Below are 17036 nucleotides of genomic sequence, written 5' to 3'. Positions count from 1 at the left end.
AAAAACGGCACCTGCCAGAGGTGCCGTTTTCACATCACGCGGTATTACTTATGCAGCTCTTCTGCCGCATACAGCGTGTTTTCCAGTAGGCACGCCCGGGTCATCGGCCCGACGCCACCCGGCACCGGCGTGATCCAGCCGGCGCGCGGCAGGGCGGTCTCGTAGACCACGTCGCCAACCAGTTTGCCGTCTTCCTGGCGGTTGATGCCCACGTCGATGACGATGGCGCCTTCCTTGACCCACTCACCCTTGACCAGGCCCGGCTTGCCGGCAGCCACCACCACCAGGTCGGCACGGCCTACATGGCCGGCCAGGTCCTTGGTGAAGCGGTGGCAGACAGTCACGGTGCAGCCGGCCAGCAGCAATTCCATGGCCATCGGGCGGCCAACGATGTTGGACGCGCCGACGATCACGGCGTTCATGCCGTACAGGTCCTGACCGGTGCTTTCCAGCAGGGTCATGATGCCTTTTGGCGTGCACGGGCGCAGCAGCGGAATACGCTGGGCCAGGCGGCCAATGTTGTACGGATGGAAGCCGTCCACATCCTTGTCCGGGCGAATGCGCTCGAGCAGCAGCGAGGCGTCCAGGTGCGCCGGAAGTGGCAGCTGCAGCAGGATGCCATCGACGGCCGGGTCATCATTGAGGCGGTCGATCAGCTCGGTCAGGGCTTGTTGCGTGGTCTCGCTGGGCAGGTCGAATGCCTGCGAAATGAAGCCGACCTCTTCGCAGTCCTTGCGCTTGTGCGAAACATAGACTTGGGAGGCGGGGTCGGTGCCGACCAGGATCACCGCCAGGCCCGGCGTACGCAGGCCTTGCTGGCGACGCTCCACGACACGTTGAGCGATCTGCTGGCGCAGGCTGGCGGCGATCGCCTTGCCATCGATTAGGTGTGCAGTCATAGACGCGTGATTAACCATCGAGAAGGAAACAATTAAGAACGCGCATTCTCGCACGACATGGGCCAAGGGCAAAGGCGGGTGGTCGGGCAAATCCCCTAACCCCTTAAATAATTTAAATTTTTTTTAAAAAGGTGTTGACGACTTTCGGGGTCGCCTATAAGATTCGCCGCACTTGTCGGGCACAGCCTAGCACTGGTTGGCTAAGTCGGGCAGAATGAGTGGTTTAACAATTACTTGTTAACGTCTTGTTCGGTTAGGCTTCAAGCTTAAGCGCCCGTAGCTCAGCTGGATAGAGCATCCGCCTTCTAAGCGGATGGTCGCAGGTTCGAGTCCTGCCGGGTGCGCCATTAGGCAGCTTTGGCAAGCAAGTAGGCAGTAATGCAATATGGTGGGCGTAGCTCAGTTGGTAGAGCGCTGGATTGTGATTCCAGTTGTCGTGGGTTCGATTCCCATCGTCCACCCCATATTCTTCAAGGGCGCCTCGATAGCATCTGGCGCCTTTGTTTTAAGCGTTACGCGGACGTGGTGAAATTGGTAGACACACTGGATTTAGGTTCCAGCGGCGCAAGCTGTAAGAGTTCGAGTCTCTTCGTCCGCACCATGCTTCTGTAAGGTTGTACCGCAACATCGCAAGACCGCAATATGGTGGGCGTAGCTCAGTTGGTAGAGCGCTGGATTGTGATTCCAGTTGTCGTGGGTTCGATTCCCATCGTCCACCCCATATTCTTGAAAGGCGCCTTGATCGTGAGATCGGGCGCCTTTTTGTTTTGGGTTCTGCGTGGCTGTGGTTGTATGCCTTGGGTGCGTCGGCGCTCGATCTCAGAGGCGCCGAAAATGTCGTGGCGAGCCCCTTCCCGCCAAATCGCATTCCTCGCCCTTGCAATCCACTGGTGACACCCCAATAAAAGCTGTTAGATTTCAGCCGGTTGAAACACCGGCCCGTTTGGCTGGCAGAGGACACCACGATGATTGCAAAAGAAGCCCGTCAGGCCCTGGCGCTGCAGCGCTTTGCCGAAGCCAATCCGCAGTTGCTCGAGGAGATCCGTGAGCTGGACGCGCGTGAGCAGGCTCAGCAGATCGAGTGGGCGTTCGAGGATGCAGCCGACGAGCAGGGTATTCAGCCCTGGGAGCTGGCGCTGCAATTGATTGCCGAAACCCCGGAGCAGCTGAACGCCATGCGTCTGGAGACGCACCGTGAGGTGGCCGAGGCGCTGGGGCTGGAATGGGAAGAGTACTGCCAGTTCAACGAAATCGATCCTGAATAAAGGAAGCGAATTCGCCACAGGCAGTTGTTTGACAAGGTATTTCGGCTGCACGTCGCCTCGGGTGTCGTGCAGCCCTTATTGAAGCAGGCCCGGCGGTGTGCCGTGCGGGCCTTGAAAGTTAATCGACCGGCGTTGTTTCCCGTCGTCCCGAGTGGGGTGACTTCTGCTGCGTGACTCACTAGAATGCTTGCCCTTGATTCTTGGAGTCGGGCTAACGCCGGCTAACGTCTGTGCAACGAGGAATATCCATGCAAGTTTCTGTTGAAAACACTTCCGCTCTCGAGCGCCGCATGACCATCGCCGTTCCGGCCGAGCGCGTCGAGAACGAAGTCAACAAGCGTCTGCAGCAGACTGCCAAGCGCGCCAAGATTGCGGGCTTCCGTCCTGGTAAAGTGCCGATGAACGTGATCCGTCAGCGTTTCGAAGCTGACGCCCGTCAAGAGGCTTTCGGTGACCTGGTCCAGGCTTCCTTCTACGAAGCCATCGTCGAGCAGAAGCTGAACCCGGCTGGTGCCCCGGCTGTAGAGCCGAAGTCCTTCGAAAAGGGCAAGGACCTGGAATTCGTCGCCATCTTCGAAGTGTTCCCAGAGTTCACTGTTTCCGGCCTCGAGTCGATCAACGTCGAGCGCCTGAGCGCCGAAGTGGCTGACGCCGACCTGGACAACATGCTGGAAGTGCTGCGCAAGCAGAACACCCGTTTCGAGGCCGTCGAGCGCGCTGCGCAGAACGACGACCAGGTCAACATCGACTTCGTCGGCAAGGTCGACGGTGAAGTATTCGCCGGTGGTTCGGCCAAGGGCACCCAGCTGGTACTGGGCTCCGGCCGCATGATCCCAGGCTTCGAAGATGGTCTGGTTGGCGCCAAGGCGGGTGAAGAGCGCGTTGTGAACGTGACCTTCCCAGAGGATTACCAGAACCTGGACCTGGCTGGCAAAGCCGCCGAGTTCACCATCACCGTCAACAGCGTTTCGGCACCTGTGCTGCCAGAGCTGAACGAAGAGTTCTTCGCCCAGTTCGGCATCAAGGAATCGACCCTGGAAGGCTTCCGCGCCGAAGTTCGCAAGAACATGGAGCGTGAGCTGCGTCAGGCGATCAAGACCAAGGTGAAAAACCAGGTCATGGACGGTCTGCTGGCTGCCAACCCGATCGAAGTGCCGAAAGCCCTGCTGGAAAACGAAGTCAATCGTCTGCGCGTGCAGGCTGTTCAGCAGTTCGGTGGCAACATCAAGCCTGAGCAGCTGCCAGTCGAGCTGTTCGAAGAGCAAGCCAAGCGCCGCGTAGTGCTGGGCCTGATCGTGGCCGAAGTGGTCAAGCAGTTCGAGCTGAAGCCAGATGACGCCAAGGTTCGCGAGATGATCGAAGAAATGGCTTCGGCTTACCAAGAGCCTGAGCAGGTCATCGCCTGGTACTACAAGAACGATCAGCAACTGAACGAAGTGCGTTCGGTTGTGCTGGAAGAGCAAGTTGTAGATACTGTTCTGCAGAAAGCGACTGTGACCGACAAGTCGGTCTCGTACGAAGATGCCGTTAAGCCAGCTGAGGCTCCTGCCGCTGCTGAGTAACGGGCTTCTCTCGTAGGAAACCCCCACAAGCCAGCCTTCGAGCTGGCTTGTGCGTATTCAAGCCATGACTATTTGGGAGTGAGCGCAGGACATGTCCCGCAATTCTTATATTCAGCAGAGCTCTGACATCCAGGCCGCAGGCGGTCTGGTCCCGATGGTTATCGAGCAGTCCGCCCGTGGCGAACGCGCCTACGACATCTACTCGCGCCTGTTGAAGGAGCGAGTGATCTTCCTGGTGGGCCCTGTAGAAGACTACATGGCCAACCTGGTAGTGGCGCAGATGCTGTTCCTTGAGGCGGAAAACCCGGACAAGGATATCCATCTTTACATCAACTCCCCAGGCGGTTCGGTGACGGCTGGCATGTCGATCTACGACACCATGCAGTTCATCAAGCCGGATGTCTCGACCATCTGCATCGGCCAAGCCTGCAGCATGGGTGCCTTCCTGTTGACCGCTGGCGCCAAGGGCAAGCGTCACTGCCTGCCTAACTCGCGGGTGATGATTCACCAGCCGCTGGGCGGCTTCCAGGGCCAGGCTACCGACATCCAGATCCACGCCCAGGAAATCCTCAGCATCAAGGCGCGTCTCAACGAGCTGCTGGCCTACCACACCGGCCAGGACCTCGAGACCATTCAGCGCGATACTGAGCGTGACAACTTCATGAGCGCCTCGCGCGCGGCCGAGTACGGCCTGATCGACTCGGTCTACGACAAGCGGCAACTGGCCTCCTGAACCGGGGTGCCAGAGCAGGTAGGCGCCGAAAGCGCCTACCTGCGGACTTGAAAAAGCCCGCAATTGCCTTCATCTTGTGTTGCAAGCCTACCGGATTGGATCGATCGAATGACTGACACCCGTAACGGCGAGGACAGCGGCAAATTGCTCTATTGCTCCTTCTGCGGCAAAAGCCAGCACGAAGTGCGCAAATTGATTGCCGGGCCCTCGGTATTTATCTGCGACGAGTGCGTCGACCTGTGCAATGACATCATCCGTGAGGAGGTGCAGGAAGCCCAGGCCGAAAGCAGCGCGCACAAATTGCCTTCGCCGAAAGAAATCAGCGGCATCCTGGACCAGTACGTCATTGGTCAGGAGCGCGCGAAGAAGGTGCTGGCCGTAGCGGTGTACAACCACTACAAGCGCCTGAACCAGCGTGACAAGAAGGGTGACGAAGTCGAACTGGGCAAGAGCAACATCCTGCTCATCGGGCCGACTGGCTCGGGCAAGACCCTGCTCGCCGAAACCCTGGCACGCCTGTTGAACGTACCGTTCACCATTGCTGACGCCACCACCCTGACCGAGGCCGGTTATGTGGGTGAGGACGTCGAGAACATCATCCAGAAGCTGTTGCAGAAGTGCGACTACGACGTGGAAAAGGCCCAGATGGGCATTGTCTACATCGACGAAATCGACAAGATCTCGCGTAAGTCGGACAACCCATCCATCACCCGTGACGTTTCGGGCGAGGGTGTGCAGCAGGCGTTGCTGAAATTGATCGAGGGCACCGTGGCCTCGGTTCCGCCGCAAGGTGGCCGCAAACACCCGCAACAGGAATTCCTGCAGGTTGATACCCGCAACATCCTGTTCATTTGCGGTGGTGCGTTCTCGGGCCTGGAAAAGGTCATCCAGAACCGTTCCACCAAGGGTGGCATCGGTTTTGGCGCCGAAGTGCGTAGCAAGGAAGAGGGCAAGAAGGTTGGCGAATCCCTGCGTGAGGTCGAGCCGGACGATCTGGTCAAGTTTGGCCTGATCCCGGAGTTTGTCGGCCGTCTGCCGGTATTGGCTACACTCGACGAGCTGGACGAGGCTGCGTTGATGCAGATCCTCACCGAGCCGAAGAACGCCCTGACCAAGCAGTATGCCAAGTTGTTCGAGATGGAAAGCGTCGACCTCGAGTTCCGCAGTGATGCGCTCAAGGCCGTAGCGCGCAAAGCCCTGGAGCGTAAAACCGGCGCCCGTGGCCTGCGTTCGATCCTCGAAGGCGTGCTGCTCGACACCATGTACGAGATTCCTTCGAAGAAGGAGGTCAGCAAGGTGGTGATTGACGAGAGCGTCATCGAGGGCACCTCGCAGCCGCTGATGATCTACGAGAACAGCGAGCCGCAAGCCAAGGCCGCGCCAGACGCCTGATTCAGGTAATGGCCGGTTCTCGGTTGCAAGCAAGAAGGGGGCCTACGGGCCCCTTTCTGCTTTTCCTGCGCAAGCGCTTGTAATTTCCCAGGCGTGCCCCCACATTAGGTCCAAGCATCATTTCCACCGGTTTCCGGCCATAAGGCCGCTGTAGAGGCGAAATCATGAAGACCACCCTCGACTTGCCTCTTTTGCCATTGCGCGATGTCGTTGTTTACCCGCACATGGTTATCCCGCTGTTCGTGGGGCGTGAAAAGTCCATCGAAGCCCTCGAGGCAGCGATGACGGGCGAAAAGCAGATCCTCCTGCTGGCCCAGAAGAATCCAGCCGACGACGACCCGGGTGAGGACGCCCTGTACCGCGTCGGTACCGTTGCCACCGTGCTGCAACTGCTGAAGTTGCCTGATGGCACCGTGAAGGTGTTGGTCGAAGGCGAGCAGCGTGGCGCCGTCGAGCGTTTCACCGAAGTAGAAGGGCACATCCGTGCCGAAGTCTCCCTGATCGACGAAACCGATGCCGCCGAGCGCGAGTCGGAAGTGTTCGTGCGCACGCTGCTGTCGCAGTTCGAGCAGTACGTTCAGTTGGGCAAGAAAGTCCCTGCCGAAGTGCTGTCTTCGCTGAACAGCATCGAAGAGCCTGGGCGCCTGGTCGACACCATGGCCGCGCACATGGCCCTGAAGATCGAGCAGAAGCAGGAAATTCTCGAAATCGTCGACCTGACTACCCGTGTCGAACACGTGCTTGCGCTGTTGGACGCCGAAATCGACCTGCTGCAGGTCGAAAAGCGCATTCGCGGCCGGGTCAAGAAGCAGATGGAGCGCAGCCAGCGCGAGTACTACCTGAATGAGCAGATGAAGGCCATTCAGAAAGAGCTGGGCGATGGCGACGAAGGCCACAACGAAGTCGAAGAGCTGAAAAAGCGTATCGAAGCCGCTGGCCTGCCCAAAGATGCCCTGGCCAAGGCCCAGGCAGAGCTGAACAAGCTCAAGCAGATGTCGCCGATGTCGGCCGAGGCCACCGTGGTACGTTCGTACCTCGACTGGCTGGTGCAGGTGCCGTGGAAGGCGCAGAGCAAGGTGCGCCTGGACCTGACCAAGGCCGAGGAAATCCTCGACGCCGACCATTATGGTCTGGAAGAGGTCAAGGAACGTATCCTCGAGTACCTTGCCGTACAGAAACGCGTCAAGAAAATCCGCGGCCCGGTGCTGTGCCTGGTCGGCCCACCCGGCGTCGGCAAGACCTCGTTGGCCGAGTCGATCGCTGCCGCCACCAACCGCAAGTTCGTGCGTATGGCCCTGGGTGGTGTGCGTGACGAGGCCGAAATTCGCGGCCACCGCCGTACCTACATCGGCTCCATGCCGGGCCGTCTGATCCAGAAGATGACCAAGGTGGGGGTGCGCAACCCGCTGTTCCTGCTCGATGAAATCGACAAGATGGGCAGCGACATGCGCGGCGACCCGGCCTCGGCGCTGCTTGAAGTGCTCGACCCGGAGCAGAACCACAACTTCAACGACCACTACCTGGAGGTCGACTACGACCTTTCGGACGTGATGTTCCTGTGCACCTCGAACTCGATGAACATCCCGCCGGCGCTGCTCGACCGGATGGAAGTCATCCGCCTGCCGGGTTACACCGAGGACGAGAAGATCAACATCGCGGTCAAGTACCTGGTACCCAAGCAGGTCAAGGCCAACGGCTTGAAGAAGGAAGAGCTGGAAGTCGACGTCTCGGCGATCCGCGACATCATCCGCTACTACACCCGCGAAGCCGGTGTGCGGGGCCTCGAGCGGCAAATCGCCAAGGTCTGCCGCAAGGTGGTCAAGGAACATACCGGGCAGAAGCAGGTCAAGGTCAAGGTGGCCAGCGAGCAGCTGGAGCATCTGCTGGGCGTGCGCAAGTTCCGCTACGGCCTGGCCGAGCAGCAGGACCAGATCGGCCAGGTGACCGGCCTGGCCTGGACTCAGGTTGGCGGCGAACTGCTGACCATCGAGGCCGTGGTCATCCCCGGCAAAGGCCAACTGATCAAGACCGGCTCGCTGGGCGATGTCATGGTCGAGTCGATCACCGCCGCGCAGACCGTGGTTCGCAGCCGCGCCCGCAGCCTGGGGATTGCAGCCGACTTCCACGAGAAGCACGACGTGCACATCCACATGCCTGAAGGCGCCACGCCGAAGGACGGCCCAAGTGCCGGTATCGGCATGTGCACCGCGCTGGTGTCGGCGCTGACGCAGATTCCGGTACGTGCCGACGTGGCCATGACCGGCGAAATCACCCTGCGTGGCCAGGTGTTGGCCATTGGCGGGCTGAAGGAAAAACTGCTGGCGGCACACCGTGGCGGGATCAAGACGGTGATCATTCCAGAGGAAAATGTTCGCGATCTGAAGGAGATTCCGGAAAATATCAAACAGGATCTTCAGATCAAACCGGTCAAATGGATTGACGAAGTCCTGCAAATTGCGCTGCAATACGCCCCGGAGCCCTTGCCAGATGTGGCTCCTGAGATTGTCGCGAAAGATGAAAAGCGCGACGGCGATGCTAAGGAAAGAATCAGCACGCATTAGTAGTTTTTGGCTGGGGGGCTTTCCTTGACAGTTTTTTCGGGGCCTTGCTATAAAGCGGCACGCTATTGTCAACAGGCCACCCAGCGCACGTTTCATAAGCTTTTCATTACATACTTAGAAACAAACTCAATAGAGAAATAAGGGGACTTAGAGTGAACAAGTCGGAACTGATTGACGCTATCGCCGCATCTGCAGACATCCCGAAAGCTGTAGCCGGCCGTGCGCTGGATGCAGTCATCGAATCCGTCACCGGCGCCCTGAAGCAAGGTGACGATGTAGTACTGGTTGGCTTCGGTACCTTCTCGGTCAAGGATCGCGCCGAGCGTACCGGCCGCAACCCGCAAACCGGCAAGGCGATCAAGATCGAAGCCGCCAAGGTTCCAGGTTTCAAGGCAGGCAAAGGCCTGAAAGACGCCGTCAACTAAGTCGTCTTTCAGCCGGACCCGGCCTGGCCTGGTCCGAGCACGGTGACGGCGGGGCGCAAACGTTCCCGCCTGACACGTTTGCTAAGAAAAGGCGCATCCTCGGATGCGCCTTTCTTTTATCAGGATTCTACCCACGCTCCGCGGTTGTCGACGCAGTGGTACAGCCGTTTCTGGGGGACGCATGCTGCAAAATATCAGGGACAATTCACAAGGTTGGATTGCCAAGACCATCATCGGCCTTATCGTCGTGTTGATGGCGTTGACCGGCTTCGAAGCCATTTTTCAGGCCGCCACCCATAGCCAGGACGCCGCCAAGGTGAACGGCCAGACCATCAGCCAGAACGAGCTGAGCCAGGCGGCCGACATGCAGCGCCGTCAGCTGATGCAACAGTTGGGCAAGGATTTCGACCCAGCGCTGCTGGATGACAAATTGCTGCGTGAAGAGGCCCTCAAGGGCTTGATCAGCCGCAAGCTGCTGCTGCAAGGCGCCGAAGATGCCAAGTTCGCCTTCTCCGAGGCCGCGCTTGATCAGGTGATCCTGCAGACGCCGGAGTTTCAGGTGGACGGCAAGTTCAGTGCCGACCGTTTCGACCAGGTCATCCGCCAGATGGGCTACGGTCGCATGCAGTTCCGCGAGATGCTCGCCGAGGAAATGCTCATCGGCCAGCTGCGCACCGGCCTGGCTGGCAGCAGCTTCGTGACCGATCAGCAGGTTGACGCCTTTGCTCGCCTCGAGAAGCAGACGCGCGACTTCGCCTCCCTGACCTTCAAGGCCGACCCGGCCGCGGTCAAGGTCAGCGAAGAAGAGGTGAAGGCGCACTACGACCAGCACGCCAAGGAGTTCATGTCGCCTGACCAAGTAGTGATCGACTACATCGAGCTGAAGAAGTCGGTGTTCTTCGACCAGGTCAAGGTCACCGACGAAGAACTCAAGGCCCAGTACGAGAAGGAAATCGCCAACCTCGCCGAGCAGCGCCATGCGGCGCACATCCTCATCGAGGTCAACGACAAGGTCACCGAAGCCCAGGCCAAGGCCCGCGCCGAAGAGATCGAGCAGCGCCTGGCCAAGGGTGAAGACTTCGCCGCGCTGGCCAAGGAGTTCTCCCAGGACCCAGGCTCGGCCAACAACGGCGGCGACCTCGGCTTTGCCGGCCCGGGTGTATACGACCCAGCCTTCGAAGACGCGCTCTACAAGCTGCAGGATGGCCAGGTATCGACGCCGGTGCGTACCGAGTTTGGCTACCACCTGATCAAGCTGCTGGGCGTGCAGGCGCCAGAAGTACCAAGCTTCGCCAGCCTGAAGGACAAGCTGACCCGCGACCTGAAGATTCCGTTGGTCGAGCAGCGTTATGTCGACGCCAGCAAGCAACTGCAGGATGCAGCCTACGAGGCTTCCGACCTGGCCCAGCCGGCCCAGGACCTGAACCTCAAGGTGCACACCTCTGCAGCGTTTGGCCGCGAAGGCGGTGAGGGCATCACGGCCAACCGTTCAGTGGTGCAGGCCGCGTTCTCCGAAGAAGTGCTGGATGAGGGTGCCAACAGCACCGCCATCGAACTCGACCCGGAAACCACTGTAGTGCTGCGTGTCAAGGAGCACCGCAAGCCAGAGCAATTGCCGCTGGAAGCTGTGGCCAAGAACATCAGCGAACACCTGGCCAAAGAGAAGGCGACTGCCGAGCTCAAGGCCAAGGCGGACAAGCTGATTGCCGGCCTGCGTGATGGTTCCATCGCAGCAGGTAGCGTGCATGAAGGGCAAGGCTGGAAAGCTTATGAAGCAGTTACCCGTGGTGAGGACGGCATTGACCCGGCCGAGCTGCAGGCGCTGTTCCGCCTGGGCAAGCCGCAAGCCAAGGACAAGCCGGTTTATGGCAGCGTAGTGCTGCGCGACGGTAGCCTGGTAGTACTGCAGCTCAAGGGCGTCAACGAAGGCGCAACTGCCACCGACGAAGAGAAGCAGCAGATCCGCCGCTACCTTGCGTCGCGTGCTGGCCAGCAGGACTTCGCGGCCTACCGCAAGCAGCTGGAAGCCAATGCGGATATCACCCGTTACTAAGGTGATCGCTGCATGAACAAACAGGCCGCCTCGTGCGGCCTGTTTCATTTCGGTTCACGTGAAGGCATGCACGGTCATCGTGTTAGCGCTTCACCCCTTCATAGTTATCCAGCGTATCCCGCGCAATCTCCCGCCCTAGAGCAATCAGCTCCGGCGCCTTGTAGAACTCGAAAAACCGGCAGACCCGTTTAGGCACGTTGATCAGCACGTCTGGCGGATAGCCGGCGATTTTGTACTGTGCCAACGAGGTCTGCATGACCTCGAAGCTCTGGTTGATCAGGTCCAGCAGCGAAGCAGGCCCCACGTTATCGATGATGAACGAACCGGTAGCCGACTTCGGTGCACCCTCGCGCTCCGGTGCCGCCGCCGGTTGCTGGCTTTCCGGGTCGGCGGCATCGTTCAGCCATGGGCTGGGTGGAGCCAGCCCTTCGGCGACGATCTCCTGCTCGATGCGTATCAGCTCCTCGGCCGGCTTGCGCCGAAACGGCAAGCGTGAACCCAGTGAACTCAACAAAGCATCAAAACGCATCTTGAATGCCGCCGGGCGTTCGATCACCGGCAACTGATAGTGCTTCTGGTTGGTGGCGTTGAGGTTGACCGCGATGATCAGGTCGCAATGGCTGGACACCACCGGGACGATTGGCAAGGGGTTGAGGATGCCTCCGTCGACCAGCATGCGGTTGCCTTGCATCACCGGTGTGAACAGGCTGGGGATGGCTGCCGAGGCGCGCATGGCCTGATGCAGGCAGCCCTCCTGGAACCAGATTTCCTGCTGGTTGGTGAGGTCGGTGGCCACTGCTGTGTAAGGAATACGCAGTTGCTCGATGTTGATTTCGCCGACGATCTTGCGGATCTGCCCAAACACCTTGTCGCCGCGAATGGCACCCAGTCGAAAGCTGACGTCGACTAGGCGCAATACATCCAGATAATCCAGGCTTTCGATCCAGTTGCGGTAGTCGTCCAATTTGCCGGCGGAGTAGATGCCGCCAATCACCGCGCCCATGGAGCAGCCGGCGATACAGGCGATGTCGTAGCCGCGGCGCTCGATTTCCTCGATGACGCCGATGTGTGCATACCCCCGGGCTCCGCCCGATCCCAGTACCAGCGCTACGCGTTTACTCATGAACATTCCCCGGCCATTGCCACCATGGTCCTACAATGCACCCATCGCTGCCTGTGCTTCAATGTAGATCGCGCTGAGCTACTGTATTAAAACCGGCCGGAGCCCGCTGGCCGGGCAGGGCACTTTTCAGCTGCCGGGGCGTCGAACAGCCACCGAATTTTCCATTGAGGTATTACTGATGAAAGCCTGGATCTGCCTTCCACTGATTGCCTTGGCCCTTGCCGGCTGTGCGGGCAAGACGGCCTACCGTGACAGCTGCGCGACCCAGCTGGATGCCGCCTGGAAGGAACTGGACCTGGCCAAGGCAGAAGGCTTTGCCGGTGCCGTGAGCTATTCCAAGGCTTTGTCGCTGCTCACCGGGGCCAAGACCCAGCAGCAGTTCGAAGGTTACGAAAGCTGTACCCGCAAAGCTGAAAAGGCGCGCTTCTACATTCGTGAATCGCGCGCCGGGCGTTGACCAAGGAGCGTCCAATGTCTGCCATGCTCGATCATGTCGTAGCTCAGATTCTGGCCGTGCAGGTGCGCCTGCTGGCCTGTCGCGAGCGCTTGGCTGCCAATACCGACAGCGAGGCCTTGCACGACCTGCGTATCACCTTGCGCCGGCTGCGCAGCCTGCTGCGGCCGCTGCGCGGCCTGCCTGGCGTGGAGCAACTGGAAGATGCCGCCAGCGCGCTGGGTACCCTGACCACGCCGCTGCGTGATCGCGAGGTGCTGGCGGCTGAGCTGATCGGGCGCGGCCAAACCGCGGCCGGCCAGCGGCGCCTTCAGGGGCGTGACAAAACCTTCGCCAGTGTCGCTGCTAGCCCACAGCTGGCAAGGGTGCTGGCGATTGTCGACGCGTTTCCACTGTTTCTGCGTGCGGCAGGCCGTGAGGGTTTGGTCAAGTCGCTGGGCAAGCGCATCGACAAACGCCTGGTCAAGCAATGGCGCAGGTTGAACGAAGCGCTGCAGGACCCGGCCCACGATCGTCACCGGCTGCGTTTGCTGATCAAGCGTGCGCGCTATGGCGATGAGGCATACCCGCAGCTCAACCATGCAGGCAAGAAACTGCAGCGTTTGCTGAAGCAGGCGCAGGGCGACCTTGGCAACTGGCACGACCGCCTGCAATGGCTGCTGCAAGTGCGCGATCATGCCGACCTGGCCCCCTGCAAGGCGGCTTGGGAGCATGAGCTGCACGAGGCTGAGCGCCAATCGGATGTGACCCTCGATGCCCTGCAACGGGCGCTGGCGCGGCGCCAGCCCGAAAAATGACCGAAATGCGGGCTGATCCCCCGAGGTTTGCTGGCTAGGATGGGCAGACCTTTTTCGCTGCAGGCAGGAGCCGGCCAATGAATTTCAACCAACTGCTCGACGCCGTGCGGGCCAACCCGAACTCCGTCAGTATCCCGCCCAGCTGGGCCCAGGGCCGCGCTGCCTTTGGCGGGCTGATGGCGGCAATGGTCTATGAAACCATGCGCCTGAAACTAAGCGACAGCCGCCCGGTACGCTCGCTGGCCATCAGCTTTGTGGCGCCAGCGGCGGCAGATGTGCCGATCCGCTTCGAGGTGGAGGTGCTGCGTGAAGGCAAGGCAGTCAGCACCTTGCTGGGCCGCGCCGTTCAGGATGGCCAGGTTGTGACGCTGGTACAGGGCAATTTCGGTGCAGGCCGGCCTTCGGTGGTCGAAGTGCCAGCATTACCGGCAATGGAAATGCCGGCACTCGATGATGCAGCTCCCGAGTTACCGTACATCAAAGGCGTTACCCCAGAGTTCATGCGGCACGTGGCATTGCGCTGGGCAGTGGGCGGGTTGCCGTTCAGTGGCAATCAGTCGCGCAAGATGGGGGGCTGGGTACGGTTGCGGGATGTGGCTGAAGAACAGGTCAACGAAACGCACCTGCTGGCGTTGGTCGATGCCTGGCCACCGAGCCTGATGCCGTTTCTCAAGCAGCCCGCAGCGGGCAGCACGCTGACCTGGACCATCGAATTCATTCAGCCCACAGCGAAGCTATCGACCCTGGACTGGTGCCGGTATTGCGTAGAGACCGAGCATGCGCGGGATGGTTATGGGCATGCTGCTGCGGCGTTGTGGACCGCAGGGGGTGAATTGCTGGCCTTGAGCCGCCAGACCGTCACCGTGTTTGCCTAACCCGTAACCACAGCGATTGCGCGCATGATCGTCACGTCAATGGCGGTGCTTGTGCCGCTCCCGCCAGGCCTTCCACCAAGCCCCGCTGAGTACAAAGCGCGGGAAGGTGATGAACTGCTCGGTCAGTAAGCGTTGCATGGCATCCTGGCGGTTGGCGAATGGCTCGGGCTGTTCGGCTTCCAGGCGGTGGCCATGGCGCTGCAGGCCGAGGCCGGCGATCAAGGCAATGATACCCACCGCGATCTGGCCCAGGTCGAGACCGAAGAGGCCGGACAGCACCAGCAGAGCCCCCAGGATGAACAACGGCACGGCAATCAGGTGCAGCACCAGATTGGTCGGGTGGCGGTGGTTATGGTGGTAGCCGCGCCATTGCCAGGCGGGCAGGTTGGGCAGGCGTTTGCTCATGGGTAATTCCTCTCGGTCATGCCCAAAGCTTAGTGCGGCCCCCGAGCGGGGGCCAATCGAGGCTGGCTATGGTGGCTATAGCTTGAGCTGGCCAATGGCTTTGCTCAGTTCGCCTGCCAGGGTCGCCAGTTCGCTGCTGGTGGTCGCCGAGCTCACTGTCTGCTGCACAGTCTGCTCGGTGACATCGCGGATGCTCACCACCGCGCGGTTCATTTCCTCGGCCACCTGGCTTTGCTGCTCGGCCGCCACAGCAATCTGGGTATTGCTTTCGCGCATTTGCGCCACGGCACCGGTGATTTCGGCCAGCGCCTCACCGGCTTCCTGTGCCTGGCGCACGCAGTCGTCGGCCTTGTACGAGCTTTCCTGCATGAACTCCACTGCATCGCGGGTGCCCGACTGCAGGGCCGAAACCATGGTGGTGATCTCGTCTGTGGAGGATTGCACGCGTTTGGCCAGGTTGCGCACTTCATCGGCCACCACGGCAAAGCCGCGCCCCAAGTCACCGGCGCGCGCTGCTTCGATGGCGGCGTTGAGCGCCAGCAGGTTGGTCTGTTCGGCAATACTGTGGATCACACTGACCACGCCGTTGATTTTCTGGCTGTCTTCAGCCAGCTGACGAATCATCTCGGCAGTTTGCTGCACGCCGCTGGAAAGCCCGGAAATCGAATCCTGCACCCGGCTGACCACCTCTTTGCCACTGCCGGCCAGGGTGTCGGCGGATTGTGACAAGTCGCGGGTGGCGCCGGCGTGCTGGGCAATGTGGTGCACCGTCGCCGACATTTCGTTGATGGCGGTGGCCGCTTGATCGGTCTCGCTCTGTTGGCCAAGCATGCCGTGGCGCACGTCGCTCATGCTGGCGGCCAGGCGTGCGGCACCTGAGTCCAACTGTGCAGCGGTATGGGCGACGGTGCTGACCACGCGGTGATAGGTTGCCTGCATGGCGTTGAAGGCCCCGGCCATCTGGCCGACCTCGTCGCCACAGGCTAGCGGTACCCGAGCCGCCAGGTCGCCGGTTTTTTCCACGTGCAGCATCACGTCCTTGAGGGTATTGAGCTGGCTGAGCAGGAAGCGGATCAGCAGTTGTGAGGCGCCGAGCATGGCCAGCATCAATATCAGCACGCACACCGCGTAATTGCTGAAGCGATCGAAGAATACCTGGCGCAGGCTGGGCGACTGGGCCAGCACGGCAACCTGCTGGTCGCCGTTGCGCAGTACCTGTGCGCCGCGCAGCGGGTTGTCACCGAGGACCCAGGCGCTGGGCAGTGCAACCCAGCCCTGGGCGTTGCGCAGGGCTTCAAGGGCCTCACCGGCGAAGGTTGGCGTTTGCCCGGCCGACCAGCTGATGACGTTGGCCGGGCGCGGCAGTGCTTGCCCGGCCGGCCAGGCAGCCAACAACTGGGCTTGCGCGGCCGCTTGCTCCTGCGCTGCCTCGGCGCGTGCGCGTTGCTCCAGGTGCACGGCATACAGCACCAGCAGCAAGGTGGTCACAAAGGCCACCGCGTTGACGGCCCAGAATTTGTACTTCAAGGAAACGTTGCTAAGCCAGGCACCCATGGGCAGGTCTTCTCTGAGTTGAGCGGAAACAATATTGGCAAGGTGCCATCATTGTGCCTGTATCACTCAGGTCCGTTGTTGATATGCGTCAAATTCAGATTTGGAAAAATGCCCGCGCCGTCGCTGTGGTATGCGCCGCGGTCTGCTCGGCCGACTCACCTCGATGCAGGGCCACTTCGCGCAAGACCTCCGGCAGAAACGCCGGCTCGTTACGGCCGTTTTTCGGCTTGGGCCGCAGGCTGCGCGGCAGCAGGTAGGGCGCGTCGCTTTCCAGCATCAGCCGGCCTTGCGCAATGTTGCCTACCAGAGGGTGCAGGTGGGTGCCGCGGCGTTCGTCGCAAATCCAGCCCGTAATGCCGATATGCAGGTCCATGTCCAGATAGGCGAACAGTGCTTCGCGCTCACCGGTAAAGCAGTGCACCACCGCGCCGGTCAAGTGGTCGCGGTAATCCTTGAGGATTGCCAGCAAGCGTTCGCTGGCATCACGCTCGTGCAGGAACACCGGCAGGCGCAGCTCCACAGCCAGGGCCAGCTGGGCTTCCAGGGCTTTTTCCTGCAGCGGGCGAGGGGAGAAGTCGCGGTTGAAATCCAGGCCGCATTCGCCCACGGCGCGCACGCGCGGTTCATTCAGCAACAGGCGCAGCTGGCGCTCGCTGTCGGCATCCCAGGCTTTGGCGTCATGAGGGTGCACGCCGGCCGTGGCGAACAGGTGCGCACTGTTCGGGTCCAGCTGCTGGCACAGCGCCAACGCCTGTTCGCTGACGGCCAGGCTAGTGCCTGTCAGCACCATTTGCGTAACCCCGGCCTCAAGTGCGCGCTCGACGATTGCTGCCTGTTGGTCGTGGAAACTGCTGTTGGTCAGGTTGACGCCGATATCGATCAGTTGCATGGTGCTATCTCGTGCCGCGGGGCGGCCAGCATAGCAAAAACCGCGTTTT

At 60.6% G+C, this 17036-nt stretch carries 15 protein-coding genes and 4 tRNA genes; 14 read left to right on the top strand and 5 right to left on the bottom strand.

Annotation, left to right across the window (positions count from 1 at the left end; all coding sequences use genetic code 11):
- Positions 1 to 44: 44 nt before the first annotated feature.
- Positions 45 to 899 (bottom strand): bifunctional methylenetetrahydrofolate dehydrogenase/methenyltetrahydrofolate cyclohydrolase FolD, encoded by an 855-nt coding sequence (folD, locus tag DM807_RS16500; RefSeq protein WP_003250234.1) that lies wholly within the window; start codon positions 897 to 899, stop codon positions 45 to 47.
- 270 nt (positions 900 to 1169) lie between these two features.
- On the opposite strand from folD, the gene DM807_RS16495 reads away from it, so the two are divergent.
- The 11 genes from DM807_RS16495 (at position 1170) to DM807_RS16445 (ending at position 10890) form a co-directional block, all read left to right on the top strand.
- Positions 1170 to 1246 (top strand) — tRNA-Arg (locus DM807_RS16495).
- A gap of 41 nt (positions 1247 to 1287) precedes the next feature.
- A tRNA-His gene (locus tag DM807_RS16490) sits at positions 1288 to 1363 on the top strand.
- Between the two features lie 52 nt (positions 1364 to 1415).
- A tRNA-Leu gene (locus DM807_RS16485) sits at positions 1416 to 1500 on the top strand.
- A gap of 44 nt (positions 1501 to 1544) precedes the next feature.
- Positions 1545 to 1620 (top strand) — tRNA-His (locus DM807_RS16480).
- A gap of 244 nt (positions 1621 to 1864) precedes the next feature.
- Positions 1865 to 2164, top strand: a complete 300-nt coding sequence (locus tag DM807_RS16475; protein WP_012271560.1) for a DUF6388 family protein — start codon at positions 1865 to 1867, stop codon at positions 2162 to 2164.
- Between the two features lie 248 nt (positions 2165 to 2412).
- Positions 2413 to 3726: a trigger factor gene (gene tig / locus DM807_RS16470; RefSeq protein ID WP_012271561.1), complete on the top strand. Its 1314-nt coding sequence runs from the start codon at positions 2413 to 2415 to the stop codon at positions 3724 to 3726.
- 91 nt (positions 3727 to 3817) lie between these two features.
- On the top strand, positions 3818 to 4459 hold the full coding sequence (gene clpP / locus DM807_RS16465) for an ATP-dependent Clp endopeptidase proteolytic subunit ClpP (protein WP_012271562.1): 642 nt from the start codon (positions 3818 to 3820) through the stop codon (positions 4457 to 4459).
- 108 nt (positions 4460 to 4567) lie between these two features.
- The gene (gene clpX, locus DM807_RS16460) at positions 4568 to 5851 is read left to right on the top strand and encodes an ATP-dependent Clp protease ATP-binding subunit ClpX (RefSeq protein ID WP_012271563.1); all 1284 of its coding nucleotides are present in this window, start codon (positions 4568 to 4570) and stop codon (positions 5849 to 5851) included.
- 164 nt (positions 5852 to 6015) lie between these two features.
- A complete protein-coding gene (gene lon, locus DM807_RS16455) occupies positions 6016 to 8412 on the top strand; it encodes an endopeptidase La (protein ID WP_012271564.1) in 2397 nt (798 codons plus the stop codon).
- A gap of 152 nt (positions 8413 to 8564) precedes the next feature.
- On the top strand, positions 8565 to 8837 hold the full coding sequence (locus DM807_RS16450; RefSeq protein ID WP_012271565.1) for an HU family DNA-binding protein: 273 nt from the start codon (positions 8565 to 8567) through the stop codon (positions 8835 to 8837).
- A gap of 181 nt (positions 8838 to 9018) precedes the next feature.
- Positions 9019 to 10890 (top strand): SurA N-terminal domain-containing protein, encoded by a 1872-nt coding sequence (locus DM807_RS16445; protein ID WP_012271566.1) that lies wholly within the window; start codon positions 9019 to 9021, stop codon positions 10888 to 10890.
- Between the two features lie 82 nt (positions 10891 to 10972).
- On the opposite strand, the gene DM807_RS16440 is transcribed toward DM807_RS16445, so the two are convergent.
- Positions 10973 to 12013 carry a patatin-like phospholipase family protein gene (locus DM807_RS16440; protein WP_012271567.1) on the bottom strand — a complete coding sequence of 347 codons (1041 nt, stop codon included), beginning with the start codon at positions 12011 to 12013 and terminating at the stop codon, positions 10973 to 10975.
- A 178-nt stretch (positions 12014 to 12191) separates the two neighbouring features.
- On the opposite strand from DM807_RS16440, the gene DM807_RS16435 reads away from it, so the two are divergent.
- From DM807_RS16435 to DM807_RS16425, 3 genes are all read left to right on the top strand, one after another.
- Positions 12192 to 12470, top strand: a complete 279-nt coding sequence (locus DM807_RS16435) for a lipoprotein (protein ID WP_003250254.1) — start codon at positions 12192 to 12194, stop codon at positions 12468 to 12470.
- A gap of 14 nt (positions 12471 to 12484) precedes the next feature.
- The gene (locus DM807_RS16430) at positions 12485 to 13264 is read left to right on the top strand and encodes a CHAD domain-containing protein (protein WP_179027563.1); all 780 of its coding nucleotides are present in this window, start codon (positions 12485 to 12487) and stop codon (positions 13262 to 13264) included.
- Positions 13265 to 13341: 77 nt separating this feature from the next.
- The gene (locus DM807_RS16425) at positions 13342 to 14139 is read left to right on the top strand and encodes an acyl-CoA thioesterase (protein ID WP_060493060.1); all 798 of its coding nucleotides are present in this window, start codon (positions 13342 to 13344) and stop codon (positions 14137 to 14139) included.
- A gap of 36 nt (positions 14140 to 14175) precedes the next feature.
- On the opposite strand, the gene DM807_RS16420 is transcribed toward DM807_RS16425, so the two are convergent.
- From DM807_RS16420 to DM807_RS16410, 3 genes are all read right to left on the bottom strand, one after another.
- Positions 14176 to 14544 (bottom strand): Mpo1-like protein, encoded by a 369-nt coding sequence (locus DM807_RS16420; protein WP_060493059.1) that lies wholly within the window; start codon positions 14542 to 14544, stop codon positions 14176 to 14178.
- Between the two features lie 75 nt (positions 14545 to 14619).
- The gene (locus DM807_RS16415) at positions 14620 to 16098 is read right to left on the bottom strand and encodes a methyl-accepting chemotaxis protein (protein ID WP_069942815.1); all 1479 of its coding nucleotides are present in this window, start codon (positions 16096 to 16098) and stop codon (positions 14620 to 14622) included.
- Positions 16099 to 16192: 94 nt separating this feature from the next.
- Positions 16193 to 16987 (bottom strand): TatD family hydrolase, encoded by a 795-nt coding sequence (locus DM807_RS16410; protein WP_012271572.1) that lies wholly within the window; start codon positions 16985 to 16987, stop codon positions 16193 to 16195.
- Positions 16988 to 17036 lie beyond the last annotated feature (49 nt).

Origin of the sequence: Pseudomonas hunanensis, from assembly GCF_013393325.1 — a bacterium.
GTDB lineage: Bacteria > Pseudomonadota > Gammaproteobacteria > Pseudomonadales > Pseudomonadaceae > Aquipseudomonas > Aquipseudomonas putida_P.
The sequence above is the reverse complement of the archived record's forward strand: the minus strand, read 5'-3'. Positions and strand labels throughout refer to the sequence as shown.